Raw genomic sequence first — 20,306 nt, 5'->3', positions numbered from 1 at the left:
ACTAAGACATCGTGGATTTTCCCTTTAGTGGTAACCGTATTAGGGGCAGTGTACGTATTTTTGTTTTATACGTTTGAGGATAAAGTGAAAGCGAATCTACCGTCACAAACTAATCAGGAAAACTATGCTGAAGTAGAAGCCCAAACTGTTACGGGTCCAATTACAGTCGAGGTCTATCTACATCGCAATTATTTAGATGGCAACCAAAGTGAAGAAGTGGTATATGAAACCATCTGGTCAATGGAAGACTTTTGGTCTCACTATGCAGATTGGCAACTTGTAGACCAAGAGGTAAATAAAGTCATTTTCGAGCAGGATATTGATGATATATCACCTGCATCAAAAATAAATGGTTTCTTCGGATTAACAGAAGAAGGAATTTTGACGATTTTCAATGGACGACCGCATGAGGATGAAGTGATCCAATCTTTCTTCCAAATCGATACTAATAAACTCGAAAGTGGTCTGGTGGAAGAATTAACGAAAGGAATTAGAGTGCAATCGAAACAAGAATACACAGAAGTTCTCGAACGTTATAAACCATATACGACCAACAAAGAGTGACAACGATTGTCACTCTTTTCTTTAGGTTTCAGAACGATTCAAATATAAGAAGTCTAGTCTATATTCTTTCGACTTTTTCAAAAAGGGTGTGCTACAATAAAATAGGAAGAAACGTTCGCATTTTTTATTCTAAATGAACGGATTACGGAAGTTTGGAAGTTAAGGGGAGATCTAAAGTTTGATTGATTATATAACAGGAACGGTTAAGTATATACATACTGATCATGTCGTATTAGAGTGTGGTCATATCGGCTATAAAATAAATTGTCCAAATCCATTTGTGTACCAAGATGAAATAGGCAACACCAAAACAATATATATGTATCAGCATGTACGAGAGGACATCCTTGCATTATATGGTTTTGAGAATTTAGATGAGCGTGACTTGTTTATGAAACTCATTCAAGTATCAGGCATAGGTCCTAAAGGTGCACTAGCGATTCTGGCATCAGGGAAACCCGCACAAGTTGTAACGGCTATTGAAAATGAAGATGAGAAGTTTCTCACTCGATTCCCGGGTGTAGGTAAGAAAACAGCCAGACAAATGATTCTAGATTTAAAAGGGAAGTTGCCTAATTGGACAGATACTTTGTTTGATGAGAAGCCTGAGACTTCCGTTTCTCCACAAGGACTGGATGATGCGCTCGAAGCTTTAGTTGCACTTGGTTATGGTCAAAAGGAAATCAAAAAGATTGTTCCTCAGCTAGAAGAACAAGAGCGTCTATCAACCGATCAATACATAAAGAAAGCTCTGCAATTATTACTGAATTGATCGAGGTGTAAATAATGGAAGATCGTATCATTTCAAACGAATTGAATAACGGAGATGAAGCATTGGAATTTAGTCTTCGTCCTCAATATTTGCAACAATACATCGGACAGCACAAAGTGAAAGATAATTTGCGTGTCTTTATTGAAGCTGCAAAAATGCGGAGCGAACCTTTAGACCATGTCTTGTTCTATGGGCCGCCTGGACTTGGGAAGACAACGTTATCGTGTATTATTGCAAATGAAATGGGCGTTAACATCCGTACGACAAGTGGACCAGCAATTGAACGACCTGGGGATTTAGCAGCTATTCTTTCAGCATTAGAGCCTGGTGACGTTCTGTTTATTGATGAAATCCATCGGTTGCATAGAACTGTTGAGGAAGTCCTTTACCCAGCGATGGAAGATTTTTGTCTAGATATTGTTATTGGGAAAGGTGAAACAGCTCGTTCCGTTCGCCTAGATTTACCTCCGTTCACATTGGTAGGCGCAACAACGAGGGCTGGGTTATTGTCAGCACCACTCCGAGATCGATTTGGCGTCCATAGTCGTTTGGATTACTATGAATTAGATGATTTAATTGAAATTGTCATTCGTACAGGTGATTTCTTTGATATAATGGTTCAGCCAGACGCTGCAGAAGAGTTGGGGAGACGCGCTAGAGGAACCCCGAGGATTGTCAATCGCCTTTTAAAGAGAGTCCGCGATTTTGCACAAGTTCAGGGTGACGGCATCATTACAAAAGATATTGCTGTACAAGCGTTAGAACGGCTTCAGGTAGACCGTTTAGGATTAGACAATATTGACTATAAATTGTTAAGAGGGATGATTGAGACTTATCAAGGTGGTCCTGTAGGATTGAATACCATTGCTGCTACAATTGGAGAAGAACCTCAGACGATTGAGGATGTTTACGAACCGTATTTACTCCAAATTGGTTTTATCCAACGAACTTCAAGAGGCAGAATGGTGACGAGACTTGCTTATGATCATATGAACATAGAAACGCCTGAGCGTGAGCGTTCATGAATAAGTTATTCATTATCATCGGAATAGTCTTTATTTTATTTGGATTGATTGGTAGTTTAATCGGAAAACTACCAGGTGACATCGTCTTTAAGAAAGGAAACACAACCTTTTACTTTCCAATTGTCACTTCAATTATCGTCAGTATCGTATTGTCACTTCTCTTCTACCTGTTCGGTCGTTTCAAATAAATCGATACGAATCATGAGAAACAAACTTCAGAATAAAGGTGAATTGGAATATGAGAGTGGATGAATTTAATTTTGACTTACCAGAAGAACTGATTGCACAAACACCATTAGAAGATCGAAAAGAATCTAGAATGATGGTTGTAGATCCGCAATCTAATCATATAGAACATCAATCATTTAGTCATATCACAGAATACTTGAAACCGGGTGATTGCCTCGTATTAAATGATACGCGTGTACTACCGGCAAGGCTTTACGGCATAAAAACGGATACTGGTGCAAAAATAGAAGTCCTACTGCTGAAAGACGAAGGAAACGATACGTGGAAAACACTTGTAAAACCAGCAAAACGAGTGAAGGAAGGTACGACGATCTCATTTGGAGATGGTCTTTTAACTGCGACATGCTTAGGAGAAGGTGAGCAGGGAGAGCGTCTGATGAACTTCACTTATGAAGGCAGATTTTTGGAATTGCTCGATGAGTTGGGTGAAATGCCATTACCTCCATACATTCGGGAACAGTTAAATGACAAGGAACGATACCAGACCGTATTTTCAAAACATGTTGGATCTGTCGCAGCACCAACTGCTGGACTTCATTTCACTGAAGAATTACTCGAACAGATGCAGGAGAAAGGGATACATGTTGCGTATATCACCTTACACGTCGGACTGGGGACTTTTAGACCGGTTTCTGCTGAAACGGTGGAGGAACATGAGATGCATGGGGAGTATTACCAGGTATCAAAGGGCACAGCAGCTTTATTGAATCAAGTCCGTCATGATGGAGGCCGAATCATTGCAGTAGGAACAACGTCTTCGCGAACACTTGAAACGATTATGCAAAACGGGGCTGAAACGTTTAAAGAACAGTCTGGTTGGACAGATATCTTTATTTATCCTGGTTATAAATTTAATGGAATTGATGGGTTAATTACAAACTTTCACTTGCCGCAATCGACTTTAATCATGTTGGTCAGTGCGTTTGCAGGAAAGGAATTAATCATGAAAGCATATGAAGAAGCGGTTTCTCATAAGTATCGGTTCTTTAGCTTCGGAGATTCAATGCTCATACTTGAAGGGAGTACCGATCACCAATGAGTGCAGTACGATATGAACATATTAAGACGTGTAAACAATCAGGTGCACGATTAGGGAAAGTGCACACACCTCATGGTACCTTTGAAACACCTGTTTTTATGCCTGTAGGCACACTCGCAACCGTTAAAACAATGAGTCCTGAAGAACTTGTTGAAATGGGAGCAGGAATCATTCTCAGTAACACGTATCATTTGTGGCTTAGACCTGGTCATGAAATCGTAAGAGAAGCCGGCGGTCTCCACAAATTTATGAACTGGAATGGTTCAATATTAACGGATTCAGGGGGATTCCAAGTATTTAGCTTAAGTGATTTACGGAAAATTACTGAAGAAGGTGTTCATTTCCGTAACCATCTAAGTGGAGAAAAGTTATTTCTCACTCCTGAGGGAGCAATGGACATACAAAATGCACTTGGTTCTGATATTATGATGGCATTTGATGAGTGTCCACCATATCCAGCTGAGTATTCCTATATGAGACAATCCGTTGAGCGGACAAGTAGATGGGCGGAGCGTTGTTTAGAAGCTCATAAACGCCCAGAAGATCAAGGGTTATTTGGAATTGTACAAGGCGGAGAATTCGAGGAACTGAGGAAGCAAAGTGCGAAAGACCTCGTTTCATTAGATTTTCCTGGTTATGCAATAGGTGGTCTATCTGTTGGAGAACCGAAGGATGTCATGAATAGAGTACTTGAGTTCACCACACCTTGGTTACCTGAAGATAAGCCTAGATATTTAATGGGTGTTGGTTCACCAGATTCATTAATTGATGGAGCGATACGTGGCATTGACATGTTTGATTGTGTACTTCCAACTAGGATTGCTCGAAATGGGACTTGTATGACAAGTGAAGGTCGTCTAGTTGTTCGTAACGCGAAATTCAGTAATGACTTTAGACCGCTCGATGAAAATTGTGATTGTTATACGTGTAGAAATTATTCGAGAGCATATATCCGTCACCTTGTGAAAACGAGTGAAACGTTTGGCTTCCGCTTAACGACTTACCATAACCTTTATTTTCTGTTAAAATTAATGGAGCGGGTAAGACAGGCAATTCGAGAAGACCGATTGCTTGATTTCCGAGAAGAGTTTTTTGAACAATATGGTTTCAATAAACCAAATGCGAAAAACTTTTAATATACATGGTGAATTGAAAGGGGTGAACGAAACATGGATTCATTAACAGGATTACTTCCGATTATCTTGATGTTTGTAATTTTCTACTTTATCCTGATTAGACCACAACAGAAGCGTCAAAAGAAGACGGCTCAAATGCAATCTAGTCTTGAAAAAGGAAATCGCGTCATTACAATTGGTGGTTTCCACGCAACAATTGAAGCGATTGATGATGAGAACAACACAGTAGTACTACGTGCTGGTGACGGTTCAAAGCTTACATACGATCGCTCTGCAGTTCGTGAAATCGCTGAAAACAATTAATAAAAATAGAAAAAAGGGCTGACAAATGAGTCAGCCCTTTTTCTAATTCTTATGACTTGATAAATTGACCCCCATCACACCCCCTAAGGTAGCAACGAGTAGGTACCCCAGATGATACAAATACTGTTCAGGATCAAAATGAACTTGATAACCTAAATATTGAACGAGAAAAACAACAATTGAAAACAATGCACCTGTTCCTGAACCGAGTAGCCAGCCTTTTTCCTTTCCCTTCTTCCCAGAAACCATCCCACCAATAAATAGCGCTAAAACAGACAATCCAAGAATAATCCAAGTTATGGAATGCTCAGTCATACTAGAGAACCGAAGTAGAAGAGAAAGAAGAAAGCTACTACACATAATAATGGTTAGTACAACGACTAATCCAAACCCCATTGCAGTAATCATTCGTCTAGACATTATTTCACTCCTTTTAGGCATGTATATTCATTAGTACAACTTATTCCTAGTCATGAAAAAATAGAAGTCGAACATGTTTACTTGAACCGTTACATACGATGTATTAATACGGACAAGTAAAGGATGGGTAATGTGAATGTAACCCTTGCAATTGTCATTTTTTTGATCAGTTATATCGGCATTATGGTTGAAAAGATAAATAGAGCATTAGTTGCGTGTTGTGGTGGCGTAATTATGCTTATTTTGGGGATCATAGATGTTGATCAGGCCTTTTTTAAGCATGTCGACTGGAATACAATTGCGTTACTATTCTCTATGATGATCCTCGTGTCCATTACGAGTCAAAATGGTGTTTTTGAATATATCGCCATTCAATTAGCGCAACAAGTGAAAGGCAAACCGATACCTTTATTAGTGGTCATGTCAACTATTACAGCGATTGGATCAGCATTTCTAGATAATGTGACAACCGTATTACTCCTCGTTCCAATAATCATTACGCTAACGAACCTGTTGAACGTGAACAGTGTTCCTTTTCTTATAAGTGCCATTTTATTTGCGAATATAGGCGGTACGGCTACACTTATTGGGGATCCACCTAACATTATGATAGGTCAAGCGGTTGCCCACCTTGATTTTAATGACTTCTTGTATCATTTAGGTCCAGTTGTCATCTTGATTTATATTGTTGTAATCAGTTGTGTTAGCCTGTTTTATAAGAAGTCACTGATCATTTCTGAAGAAAAACAAGCAGAATTGATGGCTGTAGACCCAGCTTCCTTTCTGAAAAAAGGGCCGATGCTATTTAAATCTGTTGCAGTACTACTTATGACGATTTCAGGCTTTCTGCTTCATCCATTCATACATGTGGATCTAACGACAGTCGCGATGAGCGGAGCCCTTTTGTTATTGCTCATTACTTCTAAAGATCAAGAGATCGAAGAAGTATTCCGTTCAATTGAATGGGTGACGTTATTTTTCTTCATCGGTTTGTTTATCCTTGTAGGAGGTTTAATTGAAGTAGGGATTATTGATGAAATGGCTAGGTCCATTCTTTCTTTAACTGAAGGCGATGTACCGAAAACTACGATCGTTATTTTATGGGGCTCAGGTCTATTGTCTGGATTCGTTGATAATATTCCATTCGTCGCAGCGATGATTCCGGTCATAATGGAATTTAAAGAATATGGCATTCAAAACTTAGACCCACTTTGGTGGGCGCTTGCACTTGGCTCTTGCTTAGGAGGCAATGCTACATTAATTGGAGCCTCCGCCAATGTTATAGTTGCTGGACTTGCAGCAAAGTCTGGGAAAGATTTCAGCTTCATTCAATTTATGCTGATTGGTTTTCCTGTTGTCATCTTGTCCTTGATTATTGCTACAGCCTACATTATTCTCCGCTATTTACTGGCCTACCTCTAAAATATTACCATTGTAAATTTTTCATATCTTCTCCTAAGTCGGTGAGACTATATTAAGAAGGGAGAAGACTGCCATGGAACTCGGCATCATCATGTTTCGTACATTTTTCATATACTTCTTAATTATTATGGTTTACCGGTTCATGGGAAAACGGGAAATCGGTCAATTGTCTATTGTTGATTTCGTCGTTTCGATCATGATTGCGGAGCTGGCAGTTATTTCAATTGAAAATCCAGAGAAACCAATGATCCATTCCTTAATGGGTATCGCAATCTTGTTAGCTGCTCAAATCTTATTTGCGTATGTCTCGTTAAAAAGTGAAAAGTTAAGGGAAATCATTGATGGGAAACCATCTGTCATCATTGACCGAGGAAAAATCGATGAAACTGAAATGAAGAAGCAACGGTATAACTTTGCGGACTTGCTTATCCAATTACGTGAAAATGGTGTGAGCAAAGTGTCTGATGTTGAATTTGCGATCTTAGAACCGACCGGTAGACTTTCTGTTATCAAAAAAGATCACGATGATCACGATGATCATGAAGAGAGGGAAACACTTTATCCACTACCACTCGTACTAGATGGCAAAATTCAAGAAGAGCATTTGAAAAGATTGAATAAATCTGAGTTGTGGCTTCGTCAGGAGCTTAAAAAACTTGGTTATAGAGAACTGAAGAAGATATCATTCTGTTCTTTGGAATCAGATGGCATATTCTTTATAGATTCGAAGGACGAGTAGTGAAATCAACCCTGTTACAGATGGTTGATTTTTTGTTTTTGTATGATGGCATTAACTGTTAATAAAAAATGATTGACGGTGAAGATAATCGCTAATAAAATCGGGAGAAGAAAATTTGAAATTGAATTAAATCATCATCGAGTTTTCTTTATTTTTGAGGAAGGGAGGGGATCGTAATGTTATATCGAGTTACGGTTTACCTTCTAGGTATGTTCATCAATTTTTTCGGAGTTGCACTGGTGATCCATGCAACACTAGGCGCAGGGTTTTGGACGTCATTTTTCATCGGAATTTCTGACATTTTCGGTATGACAGTTGGCTTTTGGTACGGTGTATTTCAATTTATTATCATCTTTTTGAATGCTCGACTTATGAATCAACGTCCAGAGTTTCAAGCCTTAATACCGGTTATTTTGGAGAGCTTTATCCTGGATTTTTGGCTTGAAATTGTATTTTCTTCATTTAACCTAGCAGCAGCTCCAATGGTAGTGAAAGCCATCACGCTTGGGGCAGGAATGACGGCAATTGGTCTTGGCGTGGCGGTTTATATTTTGCCACAATTCCCGAGAGCACCCGTCGATCAATTGTTTCTCGCAGTCAGTGCTCGCTTCAACTTAAGTTTACGAATGGGTCAAACCCTTGTAGCGATAGTTGTAGCATCTCTTGCAGTCCTAATTGGTGGACCTGTAGGTGTAGGGACAGGTGTCCTGGTCATAGCACTCGGACCCGTTATACAGTTTTGGTATACAAGAGCATATCGCATTTATTACGCATTGAAACCAGAAAATGTACCTCAAGAAGAATACTTGTAATAGAAGACAATATAAGGCTACCTTCAAAGTCAACGGAGACTTTTGAAGGTAGCCACTTTTAATGGAAGAGGAATGGTTTGTTGGTTTGTTGGAATGATTGATAACCAAACCCCGGAAAAAGCTGATTAAACCCTATTCCTAACATATCTATGGAAAAGCACCAAATAAGTTGTGATTAGATTAGACACTATTCCTCAGGAATTCCTGCCACCAACCTTGTGCCTTATGGCTTAACGGACGATCTTCTTAAGGAAGGGAATGTATTGGACATCTTCTTTTTTCACTAAATTGAAGCTTAAGATTAAAATAAGATAGATGAGAATGGCGAATCCTATTGTAATGAGCGTATCAGCAAGTAAACTCTTATCCAATAGAGTGGTAAACCAGGTAACAGCCAATGCAGTTATGGCGATGGCAAGGATTCCTTTTACATAATCCTTTACGACAACTGTATAACTGATTGCTTTGACGATGGTTGAAAAATGAAGCAAGGTGACTAGGACGACATTAATGACAATTGCTAAGGCGACACCCATAATCCCGAGGTCTGGTCTTGTTGCAAGTAGGTAAATCGCAATAATTTTGATGATGGCACCGATAATACTGTTCGTCATGGCGGCCTTTGCTAAATCCAATGCCTGCAATACGGCTTGTAACGGACCCTGGAAATAGAGGAAAAAGAAGAAAGGGGCCATGAGTTTTACGTAAACGGCTACTTCAGGAGTGCCATACATGAGATCCATTAAAGGCGTTGCAAGCACATAGGTGATTACAACTGATATTCCTCCTGAAAGCATTGAAATACGCAGGGCTTGATTCAATCTATGCTCCACAACATGATGTTTCTTTTGAGCGGCCGCTTCACTAATGGCTGGTATTAAAGAAACGGACAGGGAATACGTAATGAACATCGGAAGTGTCAAAAATGGAATGACGTAACCTGCAAGCGCACCGTATTGCTGGGTGGCAAGGACTGTTGTGACTCCTGCTAACGATAAGCTCGTCGCCACAACGATTGGCTCGAAGAAATAGGAAACCGAACCAACCAACTGGCTCGCTGTGGTAGGTAAGGAAATGCGCATCAACTGATTAAAGGTTTCTTTACCTTTTGTCACATAATCGAAAAATCCTTTGCGAATTTTGATACGCTTTTGGAGTTTGAACATCGAAAACATATATAAGAGAGAAGCAAGCTCACCAATAACAACAGAAACCATTGCACCTGCAGCGGCATACTCAATGCCATAAGGTAAAAAAGCTGCAGTTAATACGGCAACTAATGTAATCCGAACGATTTGTTCGATGACTTGGGAATAAGCAGACGGTTTCATGTTTTGCCGACCTTGGAAGTAGCCCCTAATCACTGAGGATAATGCTACAATTGGCACGACTGGCGCGATTGCAACTAAGGGATAATAAGTTCTCTCATCTTTTAAAATCTGTGATAGAATAGGTGCAAGTGCTATCATGGCGGTAGTGAAGATGATACTTAAGGTACCCGTTATGGTTAAAGATACGACGAGGATCTGTTTGATTTTTTTATGGTTACGTTGCGCATCTGCTTCAGCTACCATTTTAGAAATCGCTACTGGAAGCCCTAGCCGTGTTAATGTGATTGTAAGTAAAAGGGTTGGGACTGCCATCATATATAATCCAACACCTTCAACACCGATGATCCGGGCGATCACAATTCGATTGATGAAGCCTAACACTTTTGTTATCAAACCTGCCACGATTAATATAAGCGTTCCTTGTATAAAAGTTTGTTTAGACATATCATGTACCTGCCTTCTTCAGTTACATAAACGCATAGATTTTGCGGTCCAATGAATGGGCCGCACTTATCCTATGTATATGCGGTGAAGGTGGCCAAGCATGACAAGTATATAGTTGAGGTGTAGAAGTTGAAAGAAGAAATTAAACAGTATGTGGTAGAACATTTGAGTTTCCTACCAGAAGAATTAATTGTTGTCATTGTGTCTGCATTACCTATTTTGGAACTAAGAGGAGGCATTCCAGTAGCTGCTACTTTCGGTTATGATTTTTGGACTGCCTTTACATTATCGGTATTAGGAAATCTCTTACCGATCATTCCTCTATTACTTTTGTTCCGTCCTTTAAGTAATTTTATGATGAGGTTTCGATGGTACAAGCGTTTCTATGACTGGCTATACGAACGTACCCTACGGAACAGTAAGAACGTTGAGCGATTTGGCGCAATAGGCTTAATTCTATTTACAGCCATTCCTTTACCGACGACAGGAGCCTATAGTGCTTGTGTGGCAGCCGCTTTATTTAAAATCAGGTTTCACTATGCGTTCCTTGCGATTGCATTTGGTGTAGTAGTGGCTGGATTAGGCGTTGGACTGGTCGTTTATTCGATCGTTTAAATTGTAGATTATATAAAATAATAAACTGCTTGGTAAAAAGGGGGATAAAAGATGCATGAAGAAATGAAGTTAGCTGAATGGCGACCACAAGTTGGTCCTGCTCTCAAAAGTAAAATGGAAGAGTTACACTTTATGGGTTATGAAAGTGTAACAGAGGATGAAATTTGGAAATGTATCTTGTCACGTGCGAAAAAGCAAAAGGAAGAAGAGTGGCGAATTCATCAAGTAATCAACACAATCATGAGGCTTTCTACAAATGATTTTATGAACTGGCTTACGATTCAGGCGGTTACAGATGATCAGTGGTATTCATTTGACACACTTGAGGGCAATTGACACGCCTTTCTTCGGATGGATATAATAGGATGTACTGTCATTACATAACACTAAGAGGAACAACCAGATTGTAGGCATAGGGGAGGAAGTTACATATGGTGAAAAGAGGACGGATCGTTGCCTTTTTCCTGTTAGTCATAATGATTGCAGGGACTTTAGGGGTAACGACGAAAGACATCGTCCAAAACATTAAGCTAGGACTCGATCTACAAGGTGGATTTGAGGTTCTTTACGATGTCGAACCGACCAGTGAAGGTCAAGAAGTTGATAAGGACTTATTGAATAATACGGTTAGTGCGTTAAGAGAACGTGTTGACGTACTGGGTGTTTCTGAACCGAACATCCAAATTGAAGGAAAAAGAATCCGCGTACAGCTTGCGGGTGTTAAAGATCAAAATAAAGCTCGGGAACTCTTATCTACTCAAGCAGAACTGACTTTCCGCGATGTTAATGGGAAAGTTTATTTGAAAGGCTCCGACCTTAAAGAAGGCGGTGCGAAGGTAGAGTTTTTACAAAATAGTAACCAACCGATCGTTTCTTTACAGTTGAAAGATGGCGATAAATTTGGTCAAGTTACGAAACAAATCCTTGAAAAAAAACCGAACAACCGTTTAGTCATCTGGTTGGATTATGAAAAGGGAGATTCTTTCCAAGAGGAAGCCAAGAAAGAAAATCCGAAATACATTTCTGCTCCGTACGTACACAAGGTAATCAATTCTAAGCAAGCAACGATTGATGGAATGGAGAATGTTGAAGAAGCTCAAAATTTAGTTGACCTTCTCAATGCTGGATCACTTCCTGTTAAACTGAAGGAAATTTATTCAACTTCAGTGGGTGCAAAATTTGGTCAAGACTCCTTAGAGAAGACTGTCGTTGCAGGTACGGTTGGAATTGCATTGATTTTCTTATTCATGTTAATTTTCTATCGTATTCCTGGAATTATTGCGGTTATTACACTTTCCGCATACATTTACTTAATTCTACTTGTATTTGATTGGATGGATGGGGTATTAACGTTACCAGGTATTGCAGCCCTCATTCTTGGGGTCGGTATGGCTGTCGATGCCAATATCATCACATACGAACGTATTAAGGAAGAACTTCGTTCAGGTAAATCGGTCATGTCAGCCTTTAAAGCGGGGAACAAGCGGTCATTATCTACAATCCTTGATGCCAACATCACAACCATCCTTGCTGCAGGTGTTTTATTCGGGTTTGGGACGAGCTCAGTAAAAGGGTTTGCGCTCGTGTTGATCATCAGTATTTTGGCTAGTTTCCTAACGGCCGTTTATGGTTCTCGATTACTACTTGGCTTATGGGTAAACAGCCGTATCTTAAATAAGAAACCGCGTCTATTCGGTGTAAAGCAAGAGCAAATATCAGATCTGGATGATACGGATCGATTGGATATTTCTAAGAGCAAATTCAAAAACATGGACTTTGTTAAGCATCGGAAAAAGTTCTTTACGATCTCAGGTGTGTTGATTGGACTTGGCGTAGCTTCCTTACTCATATTCAATTTGAACTTAGGGATTGACTTTGCAAGTGGTAGCCGAATTGAAATTACCTCTGATCAGTCATTGAACGATGAAAAGATTAAAGAACAATTAAAGTCAATCGACTTGGAATCTGAAGAAGTCATCATTTCAGGTGATAAAAATAATATTGCTGTAACACGTTACGTTGGTGTATTAGAGCAACAAGAGATCAGTAAGCTCAAATCGTTCTTCAAAAAAGAATACGGACAAGAGCCGAACGTTAGTACCGTGGATCCGACTGTAGGAAGAGAGCTTGCGAAAAATGCCATGTACGCGATTGCGATTGCATCCATCGGAATTATCATTTATGTAACGATCCGTTTCGAATGGTTGAAAGCATTAGCATCAATTGTCGCTTTACTCCATGATGCATTTTTCATTATCGCGATTTTCAGCTTATTGCAGATTGAAGTGAATCTACCGTTCATTGCAGCAGTCCTGACCATTGTCGGGTATTCAATCAATGATACGATTGTCACCTTCGATCGCATTCGAGAAAATTCTAAGTATATGAAGATTAAGACGTTTGCAGACTTATCGAAGGTCGTAAATGTTAGTTTAGTTCAGACGTTAGCACGTTCAATCAATACAGTGTTGACTGTGGTATTTGCTGCAGCTGCACTGATGATTTTCGGTAGTGAAGCAATCCGTAACTTCTCATTTGCTTTATTGATCGGATTAATTGCAGGAACCTATTCATCTCTATTCATCGCTTCTCAAGTATGGTTAGTGTGGAAAGGGAAACAATTGAACAAGAAACCTGCAAAATCAGTTGAAACAACAGAATAATTGGAAGACGGTTGACCAGATTGGTCAGCCGCTTTTCTTTCTAACAAATGAACTAGAAGTTTAAGAAATCAGTTTTAGTGTAAAATTGGATGTAATTGTTGAACATTGAACGTAGACTTAATATGTAGAATGTTTTTGGAGTGGTTGAAGTGGATCAAAACGATCGTTTTAGACAGGGTGAATTTGCCGCATGGGTAGGGATTATTGGGAATTTGATATTAGCAATTATTAAAGGATCTGTTGGGTTTCTTTCCAATAGTCGAGCGCTGATCGCGGATGCTGTCCATTCTGCATCTGATGTCGCTGGCTCTTTTGCTGTATTGCTCGGATTACGAGCAGCAAAGCTTCCCCCAGACCGTGATCACCCATATGGACACGGTAAAGCTGAATCCATCGCTGCCATCATTGTAGCGGTATTGTTGTTTGTGGTAGGTCTTGAAATTGGCTATTCGTCTATTGAGGCATTCTTCCATCCGATCAATGCACCAAAAATCTGGGCAGTATATGCGGTAATTTTCTCGATTATTGCAAAGGAAATCATGTTTCAATATAAATTCCGATTAGGAAAAAGAATTAACAGTGATGCAATTATTAATAATGCATACGAACATCGATCTGACGTCTATTCTTCGATTGCAGCATTAATTGGGATCGGAGCAGCGGTTTTAGGTGGGAAGTTAAATATTGGTTGGCTAGAATATGCCGATCCAATCGCAGGTCTAGTCGTCTCCTTACTCGTACTACACATCTCTTGGAAGTTAGGAGCTGAATCTATTCATAATACGCTTGACCATGTCTTACATGAAGAAGATACGATAGAGTTGAAAGAAATTGTGAGAAATGTGCCAGGTGTGATGAATTTAGATGAATTCTTCGCGCGTGAACATGGGTATTACGTGATAATCGACATAAAAGTTGCAGTCAACCCAACCATTTCTGTCCAAGAAGGGCATGACATTGGTAAAGAGGTGAAGAATCGCTTAGTTGAGCAAACAAATGTAAGAGACGTTTTCGTTCATATCAATCCTTATCAAGCAGAAAAGGGCGGTGGAGATTTATGAGAAGAGAATGGAGTTTTATCATCGTACTCCTATTTGCAATTGTTGTAGCTGTATTTGCTGTTATCAATGTTGACTCAGTTGAAGTTCATTATTTATTTGGTTCATCTCAATGGCCACTTGTACTTGTTATTCTAGGTTCGGCTTTATTAGGTGCAATAACGATTGGTTTTGCGGGTTCCGTTCGATTTTTCTCCATGAGAAAAGAATTACGAAACTTACAGAAGGAAAACCAACAACTTACGGAGAGCGCGAAAGACAAACAAGAAAAAGTCTTGTCCTCAGAAAAGCAAACGACTGAATCTAATCAAACTGAAGAAGACGCTTCGATATAACCTGAAATTGTATTTGCCACCTCTTTGGCCACTCTTGTATAATGAGTGAGTCAAGAGGTGGTTTTATGTTGGACGCAAAGACAAGGTGGAGTGTGAACGAGGTTGATCAGGAGAAAGCTGATCAATTCGTGGAACACCTTGGTATATCCCCATTAGTAGCGGGATTACTTGTAAATAGAGGAAAAGAAGATATAACCGAAGCTTCAGAATTTCTACATATTGAGAACAGTGAATTTCATGACCCCTTCTTATTAGATGGAATGGAAATTGCTGTTGAGCGTATAAAAAGTGCTATAGAAAATCAAGAGAAGATCATGATTTTTGGAGACTATGATGCAGACGGCGTCAGTAGTACGTCTGTCATGTATTTTACTCTTCGTGAACTTGGCGCTGACTTTGATTACTATATACCGAATCGATTTACTGAAGGTTACGGTCCTAACGAAGCTGCATTTAGGTGGATTAAAGAACAAGGCTATTCGGTCATTATTACTGTAGATACAGGAATCTCAGCGATACATGAAGCGACTGTTGCGAAAGAGATCGGGATAGACCTGATTATTACAGATCACCATGAGCCTCAGCCTGAGTTACCAGATTCATATACGACCATTAACCCTAAAAAACCAGGCTGTTCTTATCCTTTCAAGGGATTAGCGGGGGTAGGAGTAGCGATTAAAGTCGCACATGCCTTATTAGGAAAACCACCGGTTCATTTATTGGACATTGCTTGTATCGGAACGATAGCCGATCTAGTACCACTGGTTGGTGAGAATAGATTGATTGCCAAACGAGGCATTACTAGGTTGCAAAGAACAGAGAAACCTGGTCTACAAGCATTAATAAAACTATGTAATATTAACGATCAAGTCTTAAATGCGGAGCATATCGGTTTTGGAATCGGACCAAGAGTGAATGCTGCTGGCCGACTAGATTCAGCAGATCCAGCTGTAGATTTATTCACAACAAATGACCCAGACGAAGCGGAAATGATTGCACAAGAAATTGATGCTATGAATAAAGAAAGACAAAATCTCGTAACAAAAATGACCAAAGAAGCAATAGAGATTGTTGAGAATGAGTATCCGCCAGAGAACCAATCTGCGCTTGTCATCGCAAAAGAAGGATGGAACCCAGGTGTGATTGGCATCGTTGCGTCAAGAATTGTTGAAAAATACTATCGGCCTACGATTATTTTGAGCATCGATCCAGATAAAGGTGTTGCCAAGGGATCAGCTAGAAGTATCGCTGGTTTTGATATGTTTGCTAATTTATCTGAATGCCGAGATATCCTCCCCCATTTCGGTGGACACCCGATGGCAGCAGGTATGACGCTTGACTTGGCTCATTTAGAGGAGCTTCGTTCACGTTTAGATCAATTAGCATCAGAGAAGCTAAATCCTGAAGATTTCACACCGATTACAACGGTTGATTTGAAATGTTCGGTAGATGATATTTCACTTGAGGTTATAGAAGAGCTTCAAACACTTGAGCCATTTGGAGTAGATAATCCAAAACCAAAATTCCTAATTGAACCGAGTCAATTGAAAGAATTTCGGAGAATTGGAAGTGACTCGAAACATTTGAAACTTACGTTGAAAGGGGAACAAGCAGCATTAGATGTAATTGGTTTTCACTTTGGCGAAATTTTCGAAGAAATTACACCTCATGCCTCTCTTTCTGTTGTAGGTGAACTTTCTATCAATGAGTGGAATGGATTTAGAAAACCTCAACTTATGCTTAAAGATATCGCCGTTAAAGAAAAGCAATTATTTGATTATCGAGGAATTAAGAATTTAAAAGAACGACTTGATCTGTTAAATGCAGATAAGGTTCAACTCATTGCTTTTCAAACAGATACGGTAGCCCAATTACAACTGGGAGAATGGAAGAATCGTATTTATCATGTTACTGAAACATCTACACTTGAACAAATAAAACTGGATGGACACTACCTAATGATTCTTGATTTACCGTCCAATAAGGAACAGTTGGAGGAGCTTATAAGTTATGGTTCTAAAGCTGAAAGGGTATACACAGTTTTCCACCACGAAGAGGACCATTATTTTAACCCGATCCCAACTAGAGAGTCATTCAGATGGTTCTATGCTTTTCTGAAAAAACAAGGGCGATTCGAGTACAAGAAGAAAGCGAAAGAATTAGCTTCTTTTAAAGGATGGTCAGTAGATTCTGTCTATTTTATGTCAAAGGTGTTTTTTGAGCTTGAATTTGTTACAATAGACAATGGAATTATTACAGTAACAGATCAACCTATCAAACGACCGCTTACGGATTCAATAACGTATAGGAGAAAACAAGAACAGTCAAGTCTTGAAAACGACCTATGTTACTCCTCCTATCGTGATTTAAAGCGCTGGTTTTTCGAGAAAGAGACTGATGGTGTTCGATTTGAGGAGGCTTACTAAAGAATATGGATTATAAGAAATACATTGAAGTAGTTGAAGACTTTCCCCAAGAAGGCATACGATTTAAAGATATCTCAACATTGATGCAGCAAGGGGACGTTTATAAAAAAGCAATGGACGAAATTGTCACGTACGCAGAAGAAAAGCAAATAGACGTAGTCGTCGGACCAGAAGCAAGAGGATTTATTGTTGGGTGTCCTGTTGCGTATGCGATGAATGTCGGTTTTGTTCCGATTCGTAAAGACGGCAAACTTCCACGAGAAGTCGTTAAAGTCGATTACGGTAAAGAATATGGTAAAGATGTACTCACGATTCATAAAGATGCAATTAAGCCTGGTCAGCGCGTATTAATCACCGATGATTTACTTGCAACGGGTGGTACAATCGATGCGACGATTCAACTCGTTGAAAAGCTTGGCGGGGTTGTGGTCGGAATTGCATTCATGATTGAACTGACATACTTGAATGGCCGTGATAAAATGGATGGATACGATATCTTTACATTAATGCAATATTAAAATGATCTTAGAAGCGGGCTCGTAGAAACGAGCTCGTTTTATATATTATTTTTTTATTGTACATTAAGTTATGAATTACAGAAATTGAGTTCATAACTTGATGTGTATGGGTATATAAGAAATAGAAAAAACTTACAGATGGCATTAATCGACAATTTTCGATTTACACTTTACATGAAGTTAAATTTTAACGATAATAGAATTTATATACCAATCAACATATGATAGGTGATTGTATGGCTATTCAAGAAGTATTGACGAAAGCGGCAACGTATTTGCCGAAAGAAGATATAGATTATTTGCAAAGGGCGTATGAATTTGCGAGAGATGCTCATGAAGGGCAATTCCGGAAATCAGGCGACCCTTATATTGATCATCCTGTAGAAGTGGCTGATATCCTAGTAAATTTGGAGATGGATGCAACGACGATTGCGGCAGGGTTTCTTCATGATGTCGTTGAAGACACAAGCGTTTCATTAGAAGATATGGAAAATGAATTTGATGCAGAAGTCGCTATGCTCGTTGATGGTGTAACGAAGCTAAAGAAGATCAAATTCAAGTCTAAAGAAGAACAGCAAGCTGAGAATCATCGTAAAATGTTCGTTGCTATGGCTCAAGATATCCGTTGTATTCTCATTAAATTAGCGGATCGACTTCATAACATGCGGACTTTAAAGCATATGCCAAAGGAAAAACAAATTCAAAAAGCCAATGAGACATTAGAAATCTTTGCTCCACTCGCACATCGGTTAGGAATTTCTACGATTAAATGGGAGCTTGAAGATGTTTCATTACGCTATTTAAATCCTCAACAATATTACAGAATTGTTAACTTGATGAAGCAGAAACGGAATGAACGCGAGCAATATGTAGAAGAGGTCATCGGGGATATCCAAAGTCGACTAGATGAAGTAAACATTGAATCTGATATTTGGGGAAGGCCGAAGCACATTTACAGTATTTATCGCAAAATGACGAAGCAGAACAAGCAATTTAACGAAATCTATGATTTACTTGCCGTTCGTGTCATTGTCGATAATATCCGAGATTGTTATGCAGTTCTTGGTATCATCCATACGTGTTGGAAGCCGATGCCAGGTCGTTTCAAGGACTATATCGCAATGCCTAAAGCAAACATGTACCAATCCTTGCACACGACAGTTATAGGTCCAAAAGGGGATCCACTTGAAGTTCAAATTCGAACAGAAGAAATGCATAGAGTGGCTGAATACGGTATTGCTGCACACTGGGCATATAAAGAAGGCATGAACAATTCTAGCAACAATACATTTGAGGAAAAACTGACTTGGTTTAGAGAAATTCTAGAATGGCAAAACGATGCGACCGATGCTGAGGAATTTATGGAGTCGCTTAAAGTTGACCTCTTTTCAGATATGGTATTCGTATTTACGCCTAAAGGGGATGTTATTGAACTCCCGTCCGGTTCCGTTCCACTTGATTTCGCATATAGAATTCATACGGAAATCGGGAATAAATGTATCGGTGCGAAAATTAATGGGAAAATGGTGCCTCTCGATTATAAACTAAAAACCGGGGATATTGTTGAAGTGCTAACGTCAAAGCACTCATATGGCCCGAGTCAAGATTGGCTTAAATTAACACAAAGTTCTCATGCGAAAAATAAGATCAGACAATGGTTTAAGAAAGAGAAACGCGAAGAGAATGTTGCCAAAGGCAAGGATATGATCGAGAAAGAAGTAAAAAGCAATGGCTTTGAACTTAAAGAAGTCTTCACTTCGGATAACTTAGAGAAAGTTGCAGAAAAATATAACTTCTCAAACATTGAAGATATGTATGCAGCTGTTGGGTATAGCGGCATCACAGCATCTCAAATCGCTACACGATTATCTGATAAAGTACGGAAGAAGAAAGATGAAGCAAAAACTGAACAATTACTGAATACAATTAACGAGTCTAAATCCTATCCACAACGAAAGCGAACAGAAGTTGGTGTTCAAGTTAAAGGGATAGATAACTTGTTGATCCGTCTCTCTAAATGTTGTAATCCAGTCCCAGGTGACGATATTGTGGGCTATATTACGAAAGGTAGAGGTGTATCTATTCACCGACATGATTGCCCGAATATTGATGTGGAAAGCGATGAAAGCCGCCTCTTACCAGTAGAGTGGGAAGGTGCCAATTACCAAACGAAAAATTACAGCGTCGATATCGAGATTACTGGATTCGATCGTAGAGGTTTACTGAATGAAGTACTTCATGCAGTAGCGGAAACAAAGACAAACATTAGTGCCGTTTCTGGTCGTTCAGATAAAAACAAGATGGCAACCATAAACATGACGATTTCAATTACCAACGTAAACCATTTACAGAAAGTCGTTGAACGGATCAAGCGGATTCCAGATATTTACGCTGTTCGAAGAGTTATGCAGTAAAGCAATTGGAGGGATAACCTG

General features: G+C 39.4%; 20 protein-coding genes. 18 read left to right on the top strand and 2 right to left on the bottom strand.

Going from position 1 to position 20,306, the window contains the following annotated elements; all coding sequences use genetic code 11:
• Positions 1–48: 48 nt before the first annotated feature.
• The 7 genes from L2716_RS10120 to yajC all read left to right on the top strand — a co-directional run bounded on the left by L2716_RS10120 (position 49) and on the right by yajC (position 5,088).
• Positions 49–564 (top strand): BofC C-terminal domain-containing protein, encoded by a 516-nt coding sequence (locus L2716_RS10120; protein WP_236334213.1) that lies wholly within the window; start codon positions 49–51, stop codon positions 562–564.
• A 178-nt stretch (positions 565–742) separates the two neighbouring features.
• On the top strand, positions 743–1,336 hold the full coding sequence (gene ruvA / locus L2716_RS10115; protein WP_236334211.1) for a Holliday junction branch migration protein RuvA: 594 nt from the start codon (positions 743–745) through the stop codon (positions 1,334–1,336).
• A 14-nt stretch (positions 1,337–1,350) separates the two neighbouring features.
• Positions 1,351–2,361 carry a Holliday junction branch migration DNA helicase RuvB gene (gene ruvB, locus L2716_RS10110; protein WP_236334209.1) on the top strand — a complete coding sequence of 337 codons (1,011 nt, stop codon included), beginning with the start codon at positions 1,351–1,353 and terminating at the stop codon, positions 2,359–2,361.
• Entirely contained in the window at positions 2,358–2,549 is a 192-nt protein-coding gene (locus L2716_RS10105) for a DUF2905 domain-containing protein (RefSeq protein ID WP_236334206.1), read from the top strand. The genes ruvB and L2716_RS10105 overlap by 4 nt, the downstream gene beginning before the upstream one ends.
• Before the next feature lie 50 nt (positions 2,550–2,599).
• On the top strand, positions 2,600–3,649 hold the full coding sequence (queA, locus tag L2716_RS10100; RefSeq protein WP_236334205.1) for a tRNA preQ1(34) S-adenosylmethionine ribosyltransferase-isomerase QueA: 1,050 nt from the start codon (positions 2,600–2,602) through the stop codon (positions 3,647–3,649).
• Complete coding sequence (gene tgt / locus L2716_RS10095; RefSeq protein ID WP_236334203.1) at positions 3,646–4,785, top strand: tRNA guanosine(34) transglycosylase Tgt; 1,140 nt, start codon at positions 3,646–3,648, stop codon at positions 4,783–4,785. The genes queA and tgt overlap by 4 nt, the downstream gene beginning before the upstream one ends.
• A 33-nt stretch (positions 4,786–4,818) precedes the next feature.
• Positions 4,819–5,088, top strand: a complete 270-nt coding sequence (yajC, locus tag L2716_RS10090) for a preprotein translocase subunit YajC (protein ID WP_236334201.1) — start codon at positions 4,819–4,821, stop codon at positions 5,086–5,088.
• Between the two features lie 42 nt (positions 5,089–5,130).
• On the opposite strand, the gene L2716_RS10085 is transcribed toward yajC, so the two are convergent.
• Positions 5,131–5,508 (bottom strand): TIGR04086 family membrane protein, encoded by a 378-nt coding sequence (locus tag L2716_RS10085; RefSeq protein ID WP_236334199.1) that lies wholly within the window; start codon positions 5,506–5,508, stop codon positions 5,131–5,133.
• A gap of 123 nt (positions 5,509–5,631) precedes the next feature.
• Here L2716_RS10085 and L2716_RS10080 point away from each other — a divergent pair, with 123 nt between their 5' ends.
• From L2716_RS10080 to L2716_RS10070, 3 genes are all read left to right on the top strand, one after another.
• Positions 5,632–6,930: an ArsB/NhaD family transporter gene (locus L2716_RS10080; protein WP_268963973.1), complete on the top strand. Its 1,299-nt coding sequence runs from the start codon at positions 5,632–5,634 to the stop codon at positions 6,928–6,930.
• Positions 6,931–7,003: 73 nt separating this feature from the next.
• The gene (locus L2716_RS10075; protein ID WP_236334194.1) at positions 7,004–7,669 is read left to right on the top strand and encodes a DUF421 domain-containing protein; all 666 of its coding nucleotides are present in this window, start codon (positions 7,004–7,006) and stop codon (positions 7,667–7,669) included.
• Positions 7,670–7,845: 176 nt separating this feature from the next.
• Complete coding sequence (locus tag L2716_RS10070; protein WP_236334192.1) at positions 7,846–8,481, top strand: YczE/YyaS/YitT family protein; 636 nt, start codon at positions 7,846–7,848, stop codon at positions 8,479–8,481.
• Positions 8,482–8,711: 230 nt separating this feature from the next.
• On the opposite strand, the gene spoVB is transcribed toward L2716_RS10070, so the two are convergent.
• The gene (gene spoVB / locus L2716_RS10065; protein ID WP_236334190.1) at positions 8,712–10,256 is read right to left on the bottom strand and encodes a stage V sporulation protein B; all 1,545 of its coding nucleotides are present in this window, start codon (positions 10,254–10,256) and stop codon (positions 8,712–8,714) included.
• A gap of 129 nt (positions 10,257–10,385) precedes the next feature.
• On the opposite strand from spoVB, the gene L2716_RS10060 reads away from it, so the two are divergent.
• The 8 genes from L2716_RS10060 to L2716_RS10025 all read left to right on the top strand — a co-directional run bounded on the left by L2716_RS10060 (position 10,386) and on the right by L2716_RS10025 (position 20,285).
• Positions 10,386–10,871 carry a COG2426 family protein gene (locus L2716_RS10060; RefSeq protein ID WP_236334188.1) on the top strand — a complete coding sequence of 162 codons (486 nt, stop codon included), beginning with the start codon at positions 10,386–10,388 and terminating at the stop codon, positions 10,869–10,871.
• Between the two features lie 51 nt (positions 10,872–10,922).
• A complete protein-coding gene (locus tag L2716_RS10055; protein WP_236334186.1) occupies positions 10,923–11,207 on the top strand; it encodes a post-transcriptional regulator in 285 nt (94 codons plus the stop codon).
• 95 nt (positions 11,208–11,302) lie between these two features.
• Complete coding sequence (gene secDF, locus L2716_RS10050) at positions 11,303–13,534, top strand: protein translocase subunit SecDF (protein WP_236334184.1); 2,232 nt, start codon at positions 11,303–11,305, stop codon at positions 13,532–13,534.
• Positions 13,535–13,683: 149 nt separating this feature from the next.
• On the top strand, positions 13,684–14,595 hold the full coding sequence (locus L2716_RS10045) for a cation diffusion facilitator family transporter (RefSeq protein WP_236334181.1): 912 nt from the start codon (positions 13,684–13,686) through the stop codon (positions 14,593–14,595).
• Complete coding sequence (locus L2716_RS10040) at positions 14,592–14,927, top strand: LapA family protein (protein ID WP_236334179.1); 336 nt, start codon at positions 14,592–14,594, stop codon at positions 14,925–14,927. Before L2716_RS10045 ends, L2716_RS10040 begins: the two co-directional genes overlap by 4 nt.
• 65 nt (positions 14,928–14,992) lie before the next feature.
• Positions 14,993–17,353 carry a single-stranded-DNA-specific exonuclease RecJ gene (gene recJ, locus L2716_RS10035; RefSeq protein WP_236334177.1) on the top strand — a complete coding sequence of 787 codons (2,361 nt, stop codon included), beginning with the start codon at positions 14,993–14,995 and terminating at the stop codon, positions 17,351–17,353.
• A gap of 5 nt (positions 17,354–17,358) precedes the next feature.
• Positions 17,359–17,871 carry an adenine phosphoribosyltransferase gene (locus L2716_RS10030; protein WP_236334176.1) on the top strand — a complete coding sequence of 171 codons (513 nt, stop codon included), beginning with the start codon at positions 17,359–17,361 and terminating at the stop codon, positions 17,869–17,871.
• A gap of 236 nt (positions 17,872–18,107) precedes the next feature.
• Positions 18,108–20,285: a RelA/SpoT family protein gene (locus L2716_RS10025; RefSeq protein WP_236334174.1), complete on the top strand. Its 2,178-nt coding sequence runs from the start codon at positions 18,108–18,110 to the stop codon at positions 20,283–20,285.
• The last annotated feature ends 21 nt before the right edge of the window (positions 20,286–20,306 follow it).

The sequence above is a fragment of the Pseudalkalibacillus berkeleyi genome (assembly GCF_021608225.1).
GTDB classification, from domain to species: Bacteria; Bacillota; Bacilli; order Bacillales; family Fictibacillaceae; genus Pseudalkalibacillus; species Pseudalkalibacillus berkeleyi.
This window is presented reverse-complemented; position numbering and strand designations above follow the sequence as displayed.

Coding starts and splice junctions, on each gene's coding strand:
- ruvB (WP_236334209.1), top strand. CDS start 1,351: ATGGAAGATCGTATCATTTCAAACGAATTGAATAACGGAGATGAAGCA.
- L2716_RS10105 (WP_236334206.1), top strand. CDS start 2,358: ATGAATAAGTTATTCATTATCATCGGAATAGTCTTTATTTTATTTGGA.
- queA (WP_236334205.1), top strand. CDS start 2,600: ATGAGAGTGGATGAATTTAATTTTGACTTACCAGAAGAACTGATTGCA.
- tgt (WP_236334203.1), top strand. CDS start 3,646: ATGAGTGCAGTACGATATGAACATATTAAGACGTGTAAACAATCAGGT.
- yajC (WP_236334201.1), top strand. CDS start 4,819: ATGGATTCATTAACAGGATTACTTCCGATTATCTTGATGTTTGTAATT.
- L2716_RS10085 (WP_236334199.1), bottom strand. CDS start 5,508: ATGTCTAGACGAATGATTACTGCAATGGGGTTTGGATTAGTCGTTGTA.
- L2716_RS10080 (WP_268963973.1), top strand. CDS start 5,632: ATGGGTAATGTGAATGTAACCCTTGCAATTGTCATTTTTTTGATCAGT.
- L2716_RS10075 (WP_236334194.1), top strand. CDS start 7,004: ATGGAACTCGGCATCATCATGTTTCGTACATTTTTCATATACTTCTTA.
- L2716_RS10070 (WP_236334192.1), top strand. CDS start 7,846: ATGTTATATCGAGTTACGGTTTACCTTCTAGGTATGTTCATCAATTTT.
- spoVB (WP_236334190.1), bottom strand. CDS start 10,256: ATGTCTAAACAAACTTTTATACAAGGAACGCTTATATTAATCGTGGCA.
- L2716_RS10055 (WP_236334186.1), top strand. CDS start 10,923: ATGCATGAAGAAATGAAGTTAGCTGAATGGCGACCACAAGTTGGTCCT.
- secDF (WP_236334184.1), top strand. CDS start 11,303: ATGGTGAAAAGAGGACGGATCGTTGCCTTTTTCCTGTTAGTCATAATG.
- L2716_RS10040 (WP_236334179.1), top strand. CDS start 14,592: ATGAGAAGAGAATGGAGTTTTATCATCGTACTCCTATTTGCAATTGTT.
- recJ (WP_236334177.1), top strand. CDS start 14,993: ATGTTGGACGCAAAGACAAGGTGGAGTGTGAACGAGGTTGATCAGGAG.
- L2716_RS10030 (WP_236334176.1), top strand. CDS start 17,359: ATGGATTATAAGAAATACATTGAAGTAGTTGAAGACTTTCCCCAAGAA.
- L2716_RS10025 (WP_236334174.1), top strand. CDS start 18,108: ATGGCTATTCAAGAAGTATTGACGAAAGCGGCAACGTATTTGCCGAAA.